This window comes from Tardiphaga sp. 37S4 (assembly GCF_021044645.1).
Taxonomy (GTDB): domain Bacteria; phylum Pseudomonadota; class Alphaproteobacteria; order Rhizobiales; family Xanthobacteraceae; genus Tardiphaga; species Tardiphaga robiniae.
Genome location: NZ_CP088008.1, coordinates 4689605 through 4705374 on the forward strand (window position 1 = coordinate 4689605; position 15770 = coordinate 4705374).

Below are 15770 nucleotides of genomic sequence, written 5' to 3' on the forward strand. Positions count from 1 at the left end.
CTCTGCGTCGCAAGGGTCGTGCCGCGGCTCTCCACAACTCAGATCGAGGCCTCATCAGGTTTGCGAAGGCCTGCCCGGCTACACTTTCTTAAGTCTTTAGGAACTTTGACTAACGATTGTAGCGATCTGAGCCGTATTGTCGGGGGGCGAATCACCCGATGACGTCCCAAAACGAGGCGACTTTGACATCCGCTGTTTCCCAGAGTGCCGATTCTTCCTTGCAGGCAGGTCGCACTTCCGAGCCGCAGGCAGCAGAGATTCTGGCCGCACTCGGCCAGGCCGCCTTCATCTGGGACATCGCCAGCGACCGGATCACCTGGACCGACCAGGCCGCCGCCATCTTCACCGACATTTCCCCCGCGACCATCGCCAGCGGCGCCGAGCTTGCGACGCTGATTGAGCCGCAACGCGGCATTCGCACCGAGGCACTGGCCAAGGCACTCGCTTCCGGCGGCGGCACCTACCGGATCGAATACGGACTACGCGCCTCGACCACGGCCGCCGTGTTGTGGATCGAGGAGAGTGGCAATTGCCGTGCCGATGCCGCGGGCAAGGCGGTGAGTGTCGAAGGCGTCGTCCGCATCGACAACGAACGCCATGCCCGCGACGAACAACTGCTGAAACTGGCGCAGCACGATCCCGTCACCGGCGAACTCAATCGTGCGCATCTTCTGGCGTCGCTTGCCGAAGCCATCGAGGAAGCCACCCGCTTCCGCTCGTCCTTTGCCTTCATGCTGATCGGCATCGATCATCTGGCCCGGATCAACGACGCCTTCGGCTTCGATATCGCCGACGAAGTGATCGTCGAGATCGCCAGGCGGATTCGCGCGCGGCTGCGCGGCGGCGACGTGATGGGCCGCTTCTCCGGCAACAAGTTCGGCCTGATCCTGAAGAACTGCACTGTTGACGATGCCACGATCGCCGCCGAGCGCTTTCTGGTCGGCATCCGCGACGACGTCATCCCGACGCAGTCTGGCCCGGTCTCGGTGACCGCCACCATCGGCGCCGTCAGCGTTCCCCGCTATGCGCAGAACGTCAACGAAGCCGTCAACCGCGCGCAGGAAACCCTGAACGGCGCCAAGCGCCGCCGCCACGGCAGCTTTGCTTTGTGGCGGCCGAATGTGGAGCGCGACGCGCAGCGCCGCGTCAATATCCGCGTCACCGACGAGATCGTGACTGCGCTGAACGAGCGCCGCATCGTCACGGCCTTCGAACCCGTGATGCATGCCGACAGCCGTACCCCCGCTTTCTATGAGGCGCTGGTGCGCATGAAGCAGGATGATGGTCAATTGCTGCTGGCGCCGGATATCGTGCCGGTCGCCGAGAAACTCGGGCTGATCCGGCTGGTGGATCACCGCGTGCTCGAACTGGTCGTTGCCGAGCTGGCCGCCGCGCCGGATGTGCAGCTCTCGCTAAACATCTCGCCGGATACGACAATGGATCCGGACTGGTGGACCTCCATCGAGTCGATGATGGCGGCCCATCCCGGCGTCGCGCAGCGGCTGATCGTCGAGATCACCGAGACCGTGGCCATCCAGGACCTCGACGACGTCCGCGGCTTTGTCACGCGGCTGAAGAATTTCGGCAGCCGCATCGCCATCGACGATTTCGGCGCCGGCTACACCTCATTCCGCAACCTGCGCAAGCTCGGCGTCGATATCGTCAAGATCGACGGCGCCTTCGTGCAGAACATCGCGCATTCCGCCGACGACCGCGCTTTCGTGCAGACCCTGATCGATTTGTGCCACCGGCTTGGCATCAAGACCGTCGCCGAATGGGTGCAGGACGAGGAGTCCGGCCTGATGCTGCGCGACTGGGGCTGCGACTACATTCAGGGTCGCCTCACCGGCCTGGCATCATCCGCACGTCCGTGGCTGGACCCGGCATCGCTGCCGAAGCCGGCGGTGGGATAGTTCACGCGTCATTCCGGGGCGAACGCAGCGTTAGCTGCGGGCGAACCTCAGCCACTCCAATGGGAGTGGTGGGGAATCCCGATATAGTATGAACACATTGAGATTCCGGGTTCGGTCCCGTCGCCTTCGGCGCCGGCCCGCCCCGGAATGACAGTTTTTTTATGGGGCCTCATCATGAACTTCATCGGTAATCTTCTGACCGCGCTGGTCGCGGCGCTGCACATCTATTTTCTCGTGCTGGAAATGTTTCTCTGGCAGAAGCCGCAGGGCCTGAAGACCTTCAGGAACACGCCGGAGAAGGCCGAGATCACCGCAGTGCTCGCCGCCAATCAGGGCCTTTATAACGGCTTCCTCGCCGCCGGTCTGATCTGGGGCCTGCTGCATTCCACGCCAGCCTTCGCATTCCAGATCAAGGCGTTCTTTTTGCTGTGCGTGATCGTCGCCGGTGCTTACGGCGCAGCGACGGTGAGCAAGCGCATTCTGTATGTGCAGGCCGCGCCGGCAGCGCTGGCGCTGATCGTGTTGTGGCTGGCAAGTTAGCCTGGAGCGCCGCGCGGCTCCTTCTCCCCGCTTGCGGGGAGAAGGGTGGGATGAGGGGCATGGCACGCAGCCGCGACAAAGGCTCCCCTCGGATCGCACAAACTGCGCAGCGGCTCACCGACCCGCACCGACGGAGTTAGGGTCAACCCGTGTGCATGGCCCCTCACCCGCCGCGAAGACGCGGCGACCTCTCCCCGCCTAGCGAAGCTTCGCTTCGCTAGGCGGGGAGAGGTGAGGGAAAGTGCCCATCTCCTCGCCTTGCCAACGCGAAATCCTTGCCTCACACTCCCCGGTAACGACGGCGCCCGCACGGGAACGACTGTCGAGTGACATATCATCAGGGAGGCAACGACATGAGAACTACGCTTCTTCATCGCTTCGCCACATCGGCCAAATTCTTCGGGATGGCGGCGATTGCGCTCACGGCCACATCCGCCGCGATCAATCCGGCATCCGCGCAGAAGAAATACGATCCAGGCGCCACCGATACCGAAATCAAGATCGGCCAGACCGTGCCGTTCTCAGGCCCCGCTTCGGCCTATTCGTCGATCGCAAAAACGCAGCTCGCTTATTTCAAGATGGTCAACGACCAGGGCGGCGTCAACGGCCGCAAGATCAACCTGATCCAGTATGACGACGCCTATTCGCCGCCCAAGGCCGTGGAGCAGGTGCGCAAGCTCGTCGAATCCGACGAGGTGCTGCTGACCTTCCAGATCATCGGCACGCCGTCCAATGCGGGCGTGCAGAAATATCTGAACCAGAAGCAGGTGCCGCAACTGTTCGCCGCCACCGGCGCCACACGCTTCACCGATCCGAAGAACTTCCCCTGGACCATGGGCTACAATCCCAACTACCAGACCGAAGGCCGGATCTACGCCAAATACATCCTGAAGAACCATCCGACCGCCAAGATCGCGATCCTCTGGCAGAATGACGATCTCGGCCGCGACTATCTCACCGGCATGAAAGCCGGGCTCGGCGACAAGGCCGCGTCGATGATCGTCTCGGAAGCGTCCTATGAACTGGCCGACCCGACCATCGACTCGCAGATCGTCAAGCTGAAGTCCTCCGGTGCCGACCTGCTGTTCAACGCCTCGACGCCGAAATTCGCCGCCCAGGCGATCAAGAAGGTGGCTGATCTCGGCTGGAAGCCGATCCACATCGTCGACATCAATGCGACCTCGGTGGGCGCGGTGCTGGTGCCTGCGGGGCTGGACAATTCCAAGGGTCTCATCTCGACCAATTACGGCAAGGACCCGCTGGACCCGCAGTGGAAGGACGACGAGGGCATGAAGCGCTACATGGCCTTCATGGACAAATATTATCCCGACGGCGACAAGAACTCGAACTTCAACACCTATGGCTACGGCAATGCCCAGCTCATGGTGGAAGTGCTGAAGCGCTGCGGCGACGACCTCACCCGCGCCAATGTGATGAAGCAGGCCAGCAGCATTTCGGGCTTCAAGACCGATCTCGGCCTGCCCGGCATGAGCCTCTCCACCTCGCCCACCGACTACCGCGTCAACAAGCAGCTGCAGATGCAGCGCTTCAACGGCGAGCGCTGGGAACTGTTCGGCCCGATCATCGAGGACGATTCGGCGGGCTAGCACACGCCGTCATAAGTATCATAAACGCCGTCATGCCCGGCCTTGTGCCGGGCATCCACGTCTTGGGCACAGCGCACATAAGACGTGGATGGCCGGGACAAGCCCGGCCATGACGAAAGTTTGGTGCGTGTGGCAGAGGCGTCTGGCGCAAACACCGCATCGCGATCCTACGCCACCTTCGCAAACATCGTCAGCACGCCGTCGGCGATATTGATCGCCACCACCTGCGCCGAACTCATGCCCTTTTCCTTGAGCGCATTCGCCGCCGCCGGCGAGGCATCGATCGAGGCGCGCAGCGCCTTCAAATCCTCCTCGCTGGATTTCGACACGACCTCCTCGACCTGCTTCTTCACCGCCTCCGGCAATTGCTTCACATCCACCACCTGAATGCTGGAAATCTTGGCGCTGGTCCGCTCGCCGGATTTGGCCGGAGCCTTCTCAGCCTGGTTCGCAGCTCCCTGTGCGAGCACGAAACCCGGCGTGCCGAGCGAGAGAATGGCCGCGAGGGCCGTCGCTGTCATAATGCGCATGGTCGTTCCTTTCCGGTTGGGAAGGAGCGAAGTAATAGCGGGGAAGTGTGCGGAAGGTCTGATGAGGAAGCGGCAGCGCCGTGAAAGGAATAAGGCGAGATCGAGATCAAGAGGGCTGGGCGTGTCACTCAAATCAGCGCGTTCCTTTCAAGCCGCATCCAAATCAAGGAGGGTCTTAACCTCACCAGTAAGGCCATGCAGAAACTTTTGCTTTGCTGTAGTTGAGAACGAGTGCCAATGAGTTTGCGCTACGGTGCATAGAAAAAACCTATGGACCAATTCTTCGCCTTCTTTGAAGGCATCTACAACTAGATTTTGAGTAGCGGCTATAGGCGCTATTTCGGCAAGCGACTTGTGCTCAACCCAAGCCCCCGGTATCTGGCCATGTATAACGGCTGAAACCTTACTGTACCATTTATCAAGGCGATCTACCACACCAAGCTTATTCTGAAACGTAGAGAAGTCAGGGGTATGCTTCTTATGATACTCCAAGATGTATTTTTTACTTATATAGTAATCATCGTCTCGGACTAACGTCTCAAGCTCAGAAAGATGAGTACGAAAAAATGTATAGTACAATGCCGTCTCCAACATCGCCCTCATCGAACTTGCAGCAGGCTTGTACAAAGAAAGCGCGATGAGCGTCGCCACATACTGGCCTTCAATTTGCATCTCTCGAACGAAGCACAGAGCAGGATTCCCCTTGTCCACTGTCTCTAGTTGCTTTGCCCAAATAGCCATTCGGAGATTGGCTTCGGCCAGATCCTTAGCTTGCGACTGCCCCAAAAACGAAGCCACATTGCCAGCCCAATCGACCGCAGTTAACGCTGCACTTAACTTAGCAATAGGCATGATTGCTTTCCACTAACGGCCAACGATACCTTTTAGATACGCATCCTGGAATTCTCCATTCAGGATATTCCCGAGACGCGCTATCTCCTGCTCATTTGCGGCATCCAGGAATTTATTGAGAAGCCCCCTTGTAGTTGATGCCACCGCGACAAGTTTTTTCAATCTCGGTGCGGCGAGCAGGATGACGTCACCTAAATTCTTTCTTGTAATTTTCTGCTTGGTGACCATTTCAAGTATATTATCCTTGAGACGCGCAAGTGTCCTATCGGGCCGCAGATCGGCCGGAGATTCTTTGAGCATTTCGGAAGCCTCTCTCACCAATGTAGCGAGCTCAAACGCCAGTTCACCGTGCTGAAGATCATCCGCAACTTGGCGCAATTCTGATCGATTCAAATCCGACATCAGCATAGAGGCTATAAAGTTTCGAATCGTTCGTTGACGCGCTTTCGTATTCATCATTTCACTCCAGTCCGCTCCAAAAGCTCTCGGCCAATCTTCAGAAGATTCGTAAACGCCTCGGTGCTGTAGGGCTTTTTGCTCGACCAAACAAATCCCTTCCCACCTTCTGGCTCAGATAGCCCCTTGTACTTCTTCAGCGTGTTGACCATGCAGAGATCCGAAAACTCAGCGTTTGCCCGAATAGCTGTTTCCTGAGCTGAGATTTTTACTCTCGAAGTAAGATTGAATAGAATATGAGGCGTTGTCGAACTCGCACCTGTTTTCTTAGACTTAATGAAATTCAACATCAGACCAATTCCACGTAGTGCGTACTGCTGGGGCACGACCGGAATTACCACGTGATCTGAGTTCCTCAAGGAAGTCTTTGTAAAGAGCGACCCAGCTGGGTGACAATCAATAAGGACTACGTCATATATCGACTTCGCCTCGTCGATAAATTTTTCAAAACGTTCCTCGAAGGGCGCGGTCTGCGCAGCCCCTTGGCCGAGAGCAACGTACATGAGATCCAAAGTTGACGGTAAAATATCTAGGAAGCTTTTGTTTCCGTGCGTCCCAAACACCCGCGTTACTATACTTCCAACACTGGGAGGGGTGTGATTTCCCGAAACCTGTAATTGGTACGGATTCAGATTTACGTCATCATCAAGCAAGATCGACAACGTCGTTTTTCTGGCTTTCTCTAGAGCGAAGTATATTTTCGCTGGGAGGAAAGCCTGCGAAAGATTAAACTGAGGATCATAATCTATTACGAGAACTTTTCTTGGCTTACCTCCCATTGCATAACGCGCTAAAATTCCAGCAAGGTGAGCAGCAATAGTCGTTTTTCCTACTCCTCCTTTCATGTTCATTATTGTGATTACGCTTCCCATATTTCCCCCATCAAAAATGTTTCTTTGCGCTAAACCTGCGCGTCTATTCAAGTTGCACCAACTCTCACATACAGCGAAAGGGCGATTACAACCTGTTACCATGAGAGTCGGATTTATCCATCTTAAGGTTGACAGCCAAGCAATTTCCTCTTCGTCCTACTCACGAGGGGCGCTTCTCGAGGGCGCTTTCGAAGTGGAGTTGGGATGCGGCGCCTGCGGACGTGCCTCGCAAGCACGGACTCGGGAGGTCGGGGGTCACCGTCCGGGCCCACTACGGGGCTCTGCCGGAAACGGCTGGACGGGTGCGGGTGAAGGCAGGCGAAAGCCTGACCGGAACGAAGGACTTTCATTAGTCCTGCCCAGTACCCGGAAGCACGGTCCCTCGAACAGAAAAGCCGCGATGGCGCGCCGAAAGGCGATGCGCGGATCGCAAGGGCTTTCGCAAGCCGGAGCGAAACGCGAGAACGACCAAGTTGCGCCTTTCGGCGCGTCATCCCCCTCATTGTTCGGGGAGGGGAAAACCGGTCCACCCGCTTTGCGCCGAGGGCGCGATACGGACGGCGCGTGGGCGCAGAGATTTTTCCAGGGAATGACGTGGCTGTTTGACAGGTGAAGCGGTGCGTGAGCGTGCGAGGAACAGTGCGTGTGTTGCGCAGTGCAGCCACACAACACTCAGGTGTCATCCCCGCCTAGTGCGCCGAAGGCGCACGCGGGGCGGGGATCCATACACACGTGCAGAAATAGTCAGGGCGAGAACGTCGTAACCTTCGCCGCGCAACACGAACTCGGGGGTTATGGATCCCCGCCTTCGCGGGGATGACAGCCATGTTTGCAGAGGCTTCGCGCATCGAGCGCGTACACATAGCGGCCCGACCATGGAACCGCGTTTCCCTTACGTTAACTTCTGCGTAACCGCCCCTTAAACCGCGCCCGCTAGGCTCGCGGTATCGGGTGGCGTGGTGTTTGCGTATGGCGTGGGGCAAGAAAAAGAGCGGGCGCAAGGAGCCGACCTTCGGGATCGGCGCGGCGCTGTCCGATCTGCGCCTCACGGCGGATGATCGCGTGCCCGGCGGCGATGACCGGCCCAAGAAAACGCCCAAGCAGGCGCCGAAACGCGAGTCCAATAGTGGCGGCGGCGACAAGCCGCGCAAATCCCGAACATCCAGCAAGGCGCGCAGCTCCGGCGGTTTCGGCAAGGGCCTCAAGCGGCTGTTTTACTGGGGCGCGGTGCTCGGCCTGTGGGCGGCGATCGCCATTGTCGGCGTCGTGATCTATGTCGGCGCGCATCTGCCGCCGATCCAGTCGCTGGAAATTCCCAAGCGCCCGCCGACGATCCAGATCGTCGGCATGGACGGCACGGTGCTGGCGACGCGCGGCGAACAGGCCGGCGCCAATGTGTCGCTGAAGGATCTGCCGCCCTATCTGCCGAAGGCGTTTATCGCCATCGAGGACCGGCGGTTCTATTCGCATTACGGCGTCGACCCCATCGGCATCGCGCGCGCCGCGGCCACCAACCTGATGCATCGCGGCGTGTCGCAGGGCGGCTCGACGCTGACGCAGCAGCTCGCCAAGAACCTGTTCCTGACGCAGGAGCGCACCATGGCGCGCAAGCTGCAGGAAGTGGAGTTGGCGTTCTGGCTGGAGCGCAAACATTCCAAGGCCGAGATCCTGGAACTGTATCTCAACCGGGTCTATTTCGGCTCCGGCGCCTATGGCGTCGAAGCGGCCGCGCAAAAGTATTTCGGCAAACCCGCCAAGAACGTCACGGTGGCGGAAGCGGCGATGCTGGCGGGGCTCGTGAAGTCGCCGTCGCGGCTGGCACCGAACCGCAATCCGGAAGGCGCGGAAGCGCGCGCCAAGGTGGTGCTGGCGGCAATGCAGGACGCCGAGTTCATCACCGCAGCCCAGGCCAAGGGCGCGACCGGCGTGCCGCAATACAACGTCAAGCCGGTCGGCGCCGGCACGGTGAATTATGTCGCCGACTGGATCGGCGAAGTGCTGGACGATCTCGTCGGCCAGGTCGACGAGAGCATCATTGTCGAGACCACCATCGATCCGAAGCTACAGAGCGTCGCCGAAGCCGCCATCATCGACGAGCTGGCGGCCAAGAGCGTGAAGTTCAACGTCACGCAGGGCGCGCTGGTGGCGATGACGCCGGACGGCTCGGTCCGCGCCATGGTGGGCGGCCGGAACTACTCGGAGAGCCAGTTCAACCGCGCGGTGACCGCGAAGCGCCAGCCAGGCTCCTCCTTCAAGCCGTTCGTCTATCTCACCGCCATCGAGGCGGGGCTGACGCCGGAGACGATCCGCACCGACGCGCCGATCGATATCAAGGGCTGGAAGCCCGAGAACTACACCCACGAATATTTCGGCTCGGTGACCCTGACCCAGGCGCTGTCGATGTCGCTGAACACGGTGGCCGTGCGGCTCGGCATCGAGGTCGGTCCGGCCAGCGTGGTGCGCACCGCGCATCGGCTGGGCATCGCCTCCAAGCTCGAGGCCAATGCCTCGATCGCGCTCGGCACCTCCGAAGTGTCGATGACCGAACTGGTCGGCGCCTATGCGCCCTTCGCCAATGGCGGCCTCGCCGTGTCGCCCCATGTGGTGAACCGGATCCGCACGGTGGAAGGCAAGAAGACGCTCTATGCGCGGCCGGCGGAGAGCGCGAGCCAGGTGATCGATGGGCGCGCCGTGGCCATGATGAATACGATGATGCAGCAGACCATCCTGTCCGGCAGCGCCAAGAAGGCCGAACTGCCGGGCTGGCAGGCCGCGGGCAAGACTGGCACCAGCCAGGATTTCCGCGACGCCTGGTTCATCGGATACACCTCGCAGCTCGTCACCGGCGTCTGGCTCGGCAATGACGACAATTCGCCGACCAAGAAGGCCACCGGCGGCGGACTGCCGGTGGAGATCTGGTCGCGCTTCATGAAATCGGCGCATCAGGGCCTGCAGCCGCAGCCCGTGCCTGGCCTGGCGCCGTCGAATTCGTTCAGCACCAATCCGATCGGCCAGGCCCTGTCGAGCCTGCTGCCCGGATCGAACGCACCGTCGCCATCAGCGCCACCGGAACGCGGCTATGTGCCAAGCGCCCCCGTCTATAACGGCTATCGTCCACAGCCACCGGCACCGACCCAGACCAACTACCCCGCTGCGCGCCAGCAGCCACAGCAAAACGTGCGGCCGGAAGCCGCGAGCGGGCTCGATGGCTGGCTGACGGAGCGTTTGTTCGGGAGATAGAGCCGATGTCCCGGACACGCGATGCACAGCACCGCGGCCGGGACCAAGAGCTCAATCCTGCACGCCGAAACGATGCAGGTCGTTGCCATGGGTATCGAGCCAGGCCTTGGCGCGTTCGGTCGCCGGGCAGATCCGCCCGACCACGCGCCAGAACTTCACCGAGTGGTTCATCTCAACGAGATGCCCGACTTCATGGGCCGCGAGATAATCCAGCACGAAGGGCGGCGCGAGGATCAGACGCCACGAGAACGACAGCGATCCCTCGGTGGTGCAGGACCCCCAGCGGCTCGACTGATCGCGGATCGAGATCCGCTTCACCTTGACGTTCAGCTGCGCGGCATAGCGGTTCGATGCCTTGACGAGATCGGCCTTGGCTTCGCGCTTGAGGAAATCGTGGATACGTCGGTCGATATGCTCGACATCGCCGGCGACGCAGATGATCTTCTCGCCGTTGTCGCGGGTCTCGGTCCACACCGTCCCCCGCCCCGCACGGTGCACGATTCTATGCGGAGTTCCCCGCAGCGGAACCGTTGTGCCGTGTTCGAATGGCGCCGCCTTCGGCAAACGGCCGAGACGCGCGGCGATCCAGGCGCCATGACGTTGTGCAAAGTCCTTTGCATCGGCCAATGACCCACGCGGCGGCATGGTTAGGATGGCTTCGCGCTCGCTCGGATGAATGCGCAGCGTATAACGCGTCGCACGGCGATGCCTGCGCAGGCGTATGGCGAAGATCTGGGAGCCGTGTTTGACGGCAAGCGTGTCTGGTTCGGTGGGGCGGCGGTAGAGAAGTGCGCGGAAGGCCATGTCAGTAGTCCCGGTCGTCAGTAGATCGACCGGATTCTGCCATAACCGCCGCCACGGGAATTGCTCGGCGCAAAAACAAATCATTTGCCCAATATACGGGGTCAAAAGGCGATTTGTCCCCTACCGGATGGGGTCCGGAACAGGAATCTGGATTCAAAAGAACGTTGAATTTCGGAATCTAAGAGTGAATCGCGCACCGCTGTTAGAAATAGGCGGAAAATCCGGTTTCCATGCCTATTTTCAAGGGCTTAGAAAGCGCGCCATCGCAACTCACACGCGATCATCGCGCATTTCAACGATGTTGTTTTCGATTCATCGATGGTGATCGCGCACATGCGATGACGATGCTTCGTCACCGCATGTGCGCGTGTTGAATCACTCCGCAGCAGCGGCGCGATGGCGCGCGCTTGCTGCACTCAGCATGAAGTCAGACACGCGCGGCACGATTTCAGATTTGAATCGCGATCCATTGAACACGCCGTAGTGTCCAACGCCCTTCTGAACGTAATGCACACGACGCTCATCGGGGATCGAACTGCACAACATATGCGTCGCTTCGGTCTGACCGAGGCCGGAAATATCGTCGTTCTCGCCTTCGACGGTCATCAGCGCAACGTTGACGACCTTCGACGGATCAACAGGCTTGCCGCGATGGGTCATCTCGCCCTTCGGCAACGCGTGTTTGACGAACACGGTATCGACGGTCTGCAGGTAATACTCTGCAGTCAGATCCATCACCGCCAGATATTCGTCGTAGAATTCGCGATGCTTGTCCACGAGATCGCCATCGCCCTTCACCAGGTTCTCGAACAGCTTCTTGTGTGCTTCCACGTGGCGGTCGCGATTCATGCTGATGAAGCCGCTGAGCTGCAAAAAGCCTGGATAGACGTCGCGCATGATACCTGGATGCGGAAACGGCACCTTGGTGATCACGTTGTTGCGGAACCAATCCATGCCCTTTTCGGCAGCGAGATTGTTCACAGCGGTCGGATTGCGGCGCGTATCGATCGGGCCGCCCATCAGCGTCATCGACAGGGGCACATAGGGATCGTTCTCGGCTTCCATCACCGACACCGCAGCAAGCACCGGCACGGCGGGCTGACAGACGGCGAGAACATGGACGTTGCCGCCGAGCACGTGGAACATCTCGATCACATAGTCGATGTAGTCTTCGAGATCGAAGCGGCCCACGGCCAGAGGTACCTGACGCGCATCCGACCAGTCGGTGATGTAGACCTCATGGGTCGGCAGGAAGGCCTCGACGGTACCACGCAGCAATGTCGCATAATGGCCGGACATCGGCGCCACGATCAACACGCGCGGCTGCGGTGCGCGCAGCGGACGCGGATGTTTGCGATCGAAATAGAGAAGACGGCAGAACGGCTTTTCCCACACCGAACGGATTTCGATCGGCGTCCGCACACCGTTCACGTCGGTATCGTGCAGGCCCCATTCCGGCTTGCCGTAGCGGCGCGTGGTGCGTTCGAACAATTCGCAGCCCGCCGTCACCGACTTGCCGAACTCAGTCTGCGAGAACGGATTCAGCGGATTCTGAAACAGCATCCTGGTAGCGTCTGTCATCGCGCGCGCCGGATTGAGCGACGCGTAGGCCATCTCATACATCCAGTACATCGGGGTGGTCAGAGCCGGGCTCTTCTCGGACGGCAGGGCTGGCGGCCTGCCAAATTCACCTATCGGCATCTGTCCTCACTCGTTGAGCGTCTGCTTTTGCGCTGCAGTATATACTGGTGTCTGCGTAAGAAAGCGTCAATGCGCCGCACACATGGCTTTCAGGCCATTGGCGGTAAAAACAGCGGTTATCCCTTGATAAATGGTCTTATTCGCCGCCGGAGATCAGCGATCCGGCGCGCCTGGCGCTATTCAAAAGCCCAAGAAATATCGCGAATGAAACAATAAACAGCACGACGTTGATGCCCAGCGCAGTCAACATCAGGTCGGCGCGGAAGGTGTGATCGAACAGCAGCGCCCGCATGCCCTCGAACACATAGGTCGGTGGCAAGGCCCAGGCGACATATTGCAGCCACGTCGGCAGCACCGAGACTGGATAGTAGACGCAGGCCAGCGGCATCAGCCCGAACATCAGCGTCCAGACAATGCTCTCGGCGCCGAGGCCGTTGCGCAGCACCAGACCCGACACGAAGATACCGAGCGACCAGCTGGTGAAGATCAGGTTGCAGAAGAACGCGATCAGCGGCAGGCCGAGCGCGAACAGGTTGAATTTGAAGAACATTGCGAGAATCACCATCGGGATGATGCCGATGGCGAGGCGGATCAGGCTCATGATCATCAGCGAGATCAGAAACTCGATCGGCTTCAGCGGGCTCATCATCAGGTTACCGAGATTGCGCGCCCACATTTCCTCGAGGAAGGAGATGGAGAAACCAAGCTGGCCGCGAAACAGGATGTCCCACAGGATCACTGCGCCGATCAGCGTGCCGCCGGCCTGGGCGAAGAACCCGGCGTTCTGCGAGATGTAATTCTGCAGGAAGCCCCAGGTGATGATCTGCAGCGCCGGCCAATAGACCAGTTCCAGCATGCGCGGCCACGACGACACCAACAGATACCAGTAGCGCAGCACCATCGCATTGATGCGATGCATGGCGATGCCGTGTGACCGCTCTACGAGGCTCATGGCGCCTGCTCCCGGTCGCGACCGCGCGCGACGTCGAGGAACACGTCTTCCAGCGTCGTGCGGTTATAGCGCAGCAAAATCTGCTCCGGGCTATCGTCGTCCTCGATGCGGCCCTTCTTCATGATGATGACGCGGTCGCATAGCCGCTCGACTTCCAGCATGTTGTGCGAGGCCAAGAGGATCGTGGCGTTGTTGCTCCTGCGATAGGTCTCGATATGTCGCCTGATCCAGTCGGCCGTATCCGGGTCGAGCGAGGCCGTCGGCTCATCGAGCAGCAACAGCTCGGGCGCATTGATCAACGCCTTGGCCAGCGCGACGCGCGTTTTCTGGCCTGCAGAGAGCTTGCCGCTGGCGCGGTCGAGAAAATCGGTGAGATCGAGGTCTTCGGCCAGTTGCGCGATGCGGCCCTTGAGGTCAGGCACGGCATAGAGCTTTCCGAACACGGTGAGGTTCTGCCGGACCGTGAGTCGCATCGGCATGTCGACGTAGGGGCTTTCAAAATTCATCCGGCCGAGCACTTCGGCTGATTGCGCCGGCATCGCACAGCCGAGCACCGAGACCTTGCCCGAGGTCGGCAGCGTCAGCCCCATGATCATGGCAATGGTGGTGGTCTTGCCGGCGCCGTTGCCGCCCAGGAGACCGGTGATGCTGCCGCGCGCGATCTTGAACGAGATGTCGTCCACGGCGCAGTTGGTCTTGTAGAATTTGACGAGATGAGCGACGTCGATCGCCGCCGCAGCATTGCGATCAACCGTCGCCGCATGACCTGACTTGGTGTCTTCAATCGTCATTGCTGCCGTTCCATGCGGCATTGTGGCGGCGAAGGCAAGCTTGGGCGCTTCAAGTGGCCGCAGCCCGCATGGGTTTGTGGTCATCGCCCGGGGCGTCTAATGTCCTGATATGACCGATATTTCCGCCTCCGACTTTCGCCAGCCGCGCCGTTATGTTCGCCTCGACACGATCCTGCGTTTGCGCTGGCTCGCGGCGCTCGGCCAGTTGGCTGCGATCTTCGTCGTGGTGCAGGGGCTCGAATATGACGTCGCCATCATTCCCTGCGTGACGATCATCGGCCTTTCGGCGACCCTCAATCTCGTGCTGCAGACGCTGTTCAATCCGGTCCACCGGCTGGAACCGCTCTTCGCAGCTGCCCTGCTCGCGCTCAATATCATCGAGCTGGCGGGCCTGCTCTACTGCACGGGCGGATTGCAGAATCCGTTCTCATTCCTGTTTCTGGCACCGGTGCTGATCTCGGCGACGGCACTGCCGACGCGTTTCACCATCGCGCTCGGCGTTCTCGCCGCAGCCTCTGCCACCGTGCTGGCCTTCTTTCATCTGCCGCTACCGTGGGATTCCGCAGAACCGCTAGTGCTGCCACAGATCTATCTGCTCGGTGTCTGGTTCTCGATCCTGACCGCCATCGGCGTGACCAGCCTCTATGCGTTTCAGGTCACTGAGGAAGCCCGCAAGCTTTCGGACGCGCTCGCCGCCACCGAACTGGTGCTGACGCGCGAGCAGCATTTGACCCAGATCGACGGTCTCGCCGCCGCTGCCGCGCATGAATTGGGAACGCCGCTCTCGACCATCTTCCTGATCTCCCGCGAGCTTGAGAAGAACATCCACAACAACCCGGAACTTGCCGACGACCTGAAGACCGTCCGCGAACAGGCGCAGCGCTGCCGCGAGATTCTGTCCAAGATCACGCAGCTGAATTCGAGCGGCGCGCCATTCGACCGTATGCCGCTCTCGCAGCTGATCGAGGAAGCCGTGGCGCCGCATCGCGACTTCGGCATTGCCATCAAGATACGTATCGCCGTCGCCAACGCCCCCGAACCGGCCGGCATGCGCAATCCGGCGATCCTCTACGGCGTCGGCAACATTCTGGAGAATGCGGTCGATTTCGCGCGGGAGCAGGTCGAAGTGAACGCCTGGTGGAATGCGGAAAGTATCGTGATCTCGATCTCGGACGATGGCCCGGGCATTCCGCCAGATCTGCTGAAGCGGATCGGCGAGCCCTATCTGTCGCGTCGGCGCCCCGCCGAAGAGGGCGAACATCGCGGCCTCGGCCTCGGCGTGTTCATCGCGCGCACGCTGCTGGAGCGCACCGGCGCCAGGGTGACCTTCAGCAATCGTGTCTTTCCGGATCACGGCGCGGTGGTGCAAATCTCATGGCCTCGCGACGCGTTCGAAACCGCGGACCAGTTGGCCGATGTCGACTGATACAGGTCTCACTGTCGCGTGACCGCAGCCGACAGTTGCACCTCATTGACAGCTAGACGCCTTTGAGCCAATTTTATCTCGGTTGA

The 15770-nt window shown here is 60.1% G+C and carries 13 protein-coding genes; 5 read left to right on the plus strand and 8 right to left on the minus strand.

What is annotated here, in order from left to right; genetic code table 11:
* Positions 1-158 precede the first annotated feature (158 nt).
* The 3 genes from LPB73_RS22320 to LPB73_RS22330 all read left to right on the plus strand — a co-directional run bounded on the left by LPB73_RS22320 (position 159) and on the right by LPB73_RS22330 (position 4060).
* Positions 159-1913, plus strand: a complete 1755-nt coding sequence (locus LPB73_RS22320; RefSeq protein WP_231078229.1) for a phosphodiesterase — start codon at positions 159-161, stop codon at positions 1911-1913.
* A 174-nt stretch (positions 1914-2087) separates the two neighbouring features.
* The gene (locus tag LPB73_RS22325; RefSeq protein WP_231078230.1) at positions 2088-2453 is read left to right on the plus strand and encodes a DUF1304 domain-containing protein; all 366 of its coding nucleotides are present in this window, start codon (positions 2088-2090) and stop codon (positions 2451-2453) included.
* 404 nt (positions 2454-2857) lie between these two features.
* Positions 2858-4060: an ABC transporter substrate-binding protein gene (locus tag LPB73_RS22330; protein WP_231081223.1), complete on the plus strand. Its 1203-nt coding sequence runs from the start codon at positions 2858-2860 to the stop codon at positions 4058-4060.
* A gap of 167 nt (positions 4061-4227) precedes the next feature.
* Here LPB73_RS22330 and LPB73_RS22335 read toward each other — a convergent pair whose 3' ends face one another.
* The 4 genes from LPB73_RS22335 to LPB73_RS22350 form a co-directional block, all read right to left on the minus strand.
* Entirely contained in the window at positions 4228-4590 is a 363-nt protein-coding gene (locus LPB73_RS22335) for a hypothetical protein (protein WP_231078231.1), read from the minus strand.
* Between the two features lie 147 nt (positions 4591-4737).
* Positions 4738-5442 (minus strand): hypothetical protein, encoded by a 705-nt coding sequence (locus tag LPB73_RS22340; protein ID WP_175368617.1) that lies wholly within the window; start codon positions 5440-5442, stop codon positions 4738-4740.
* Positions 5443-5454: 12 nt separating this feature from the next.
* Positions 5455-5898 (minus strand): hypothetical protein, encoded by a 444-nt coding sequence (locus LPB73_RS22345; RefSeq protein WP_175368616.1) that lies wholly within the window; start codon positions 5896-5898, stop codon positions 5455-5457.
* Positions 5898-6821 (minus strand): ParA family protein, encoded by a 924-nt coding sequence (locus LPB73_RS22350; protein ID WP_231078232.1) that lies wholly within the window; start codon positions 6819-6821, stop codon positions 5898-5900. Before LPB73_RS22350 ends, LPB73_RS22345 begins: the two co-directional genes overlap by 1 nt.
* Positions 6822-7739: 918 nt before the next feature.
* Here LPB73_RS22350 and LPB73_RS22355 point away from each other — a divergent pair.
* Positions 7740-10010, plus strand: a complete 2271-nt coding sequence (locus tag LPB73_RS22355; RefSeq protein ID WP_231078233.1) for a transglycosylase domain-containing protein — start codon at positions 7740-7742, stop codon at positions 10008-10010.
* A 51-nt stretch (positions 10011-10061) separates the two neighbouring features.
* Here the strand turns inward: LPB73_RS22355 and LPB73_RS22360 are convergent, their stop codons facing one another.
* The 4 genes from LPB73_RS22360 to LPB73_RS22375 all read right to left on the minus strand — a co-directional run bounded on the left by LPB73_RS22360 (position 10062) and on the right by LPB73_RS22375 (position 14258).
* The gene (locus tag LPB73_RS22360; RefSeq protein WP_089262719.1) at positions 10062-10898 is read right to left on the minus strand and encodes a M48 family metallopeptidase; all 837 of its coding nucleotides are present in this window, start codon (positions 10896-10898) and stop codon (positions 10062-10064) included.
* 291 nt (positions 10899-11189) lie between these two features.
* Positions 11190-12515 carry a polyhydroxyalkanoate depolymerase gene (locus LPB73_RS22365; protein ID WP_231078234.1) on the minus strand — a complete coding sequence of 442 codons (1326 nt, stop codon included), beginning with the start codon at positions 12513-12515 and terminating at the stop codon, positions 11190-11192.
* A 136-nt stretch (positions 12516-12651) separates the two neighbouring features.
* Positions 12652-13467, minus strand: a complete 816-nt coding sequence (locus LPB73_RS22370; RefSeq protein ID WP_231078235.1) for an ABC transporter permease — start codon at positions 13465-13467, stop codon at positions 12652-12654.
* Positions 13464-14258 (minus strand): ABC transporter ATP-binding protein, encoded by a 795-nt coding sequence (locus LPB73_RS22375; protein WP_231078236.1) that lies wholly within the window; start codon positions 14256-14258, stop codon positions 13464-13466. The genes LPB73_RS22370 and LPB73_RS22375 overlap by 4 nt, the downstream gene beginning before the upstream one ends.
* Before the next feature lie 109 nt (positions 14259-14367).
* On the opposite strand from LPB73_RS22375, the gene LPB73_RS22380 reads away from it, so the two are divergent.
* Positions 14368-15684, plus strand: coding sequence for an ActS/PrrB/RegB family redox-sensitive histidine kinase (locus tag LPB73_RS22380; RefSeq protein ID WP_089262725.1), 1317 nt, complete (start codon positions 14368-14370; stop codon positions 15682-15684).
* The last annotated feature ends 86 nt before the right edge of the window (positions 15685-15770 follow it).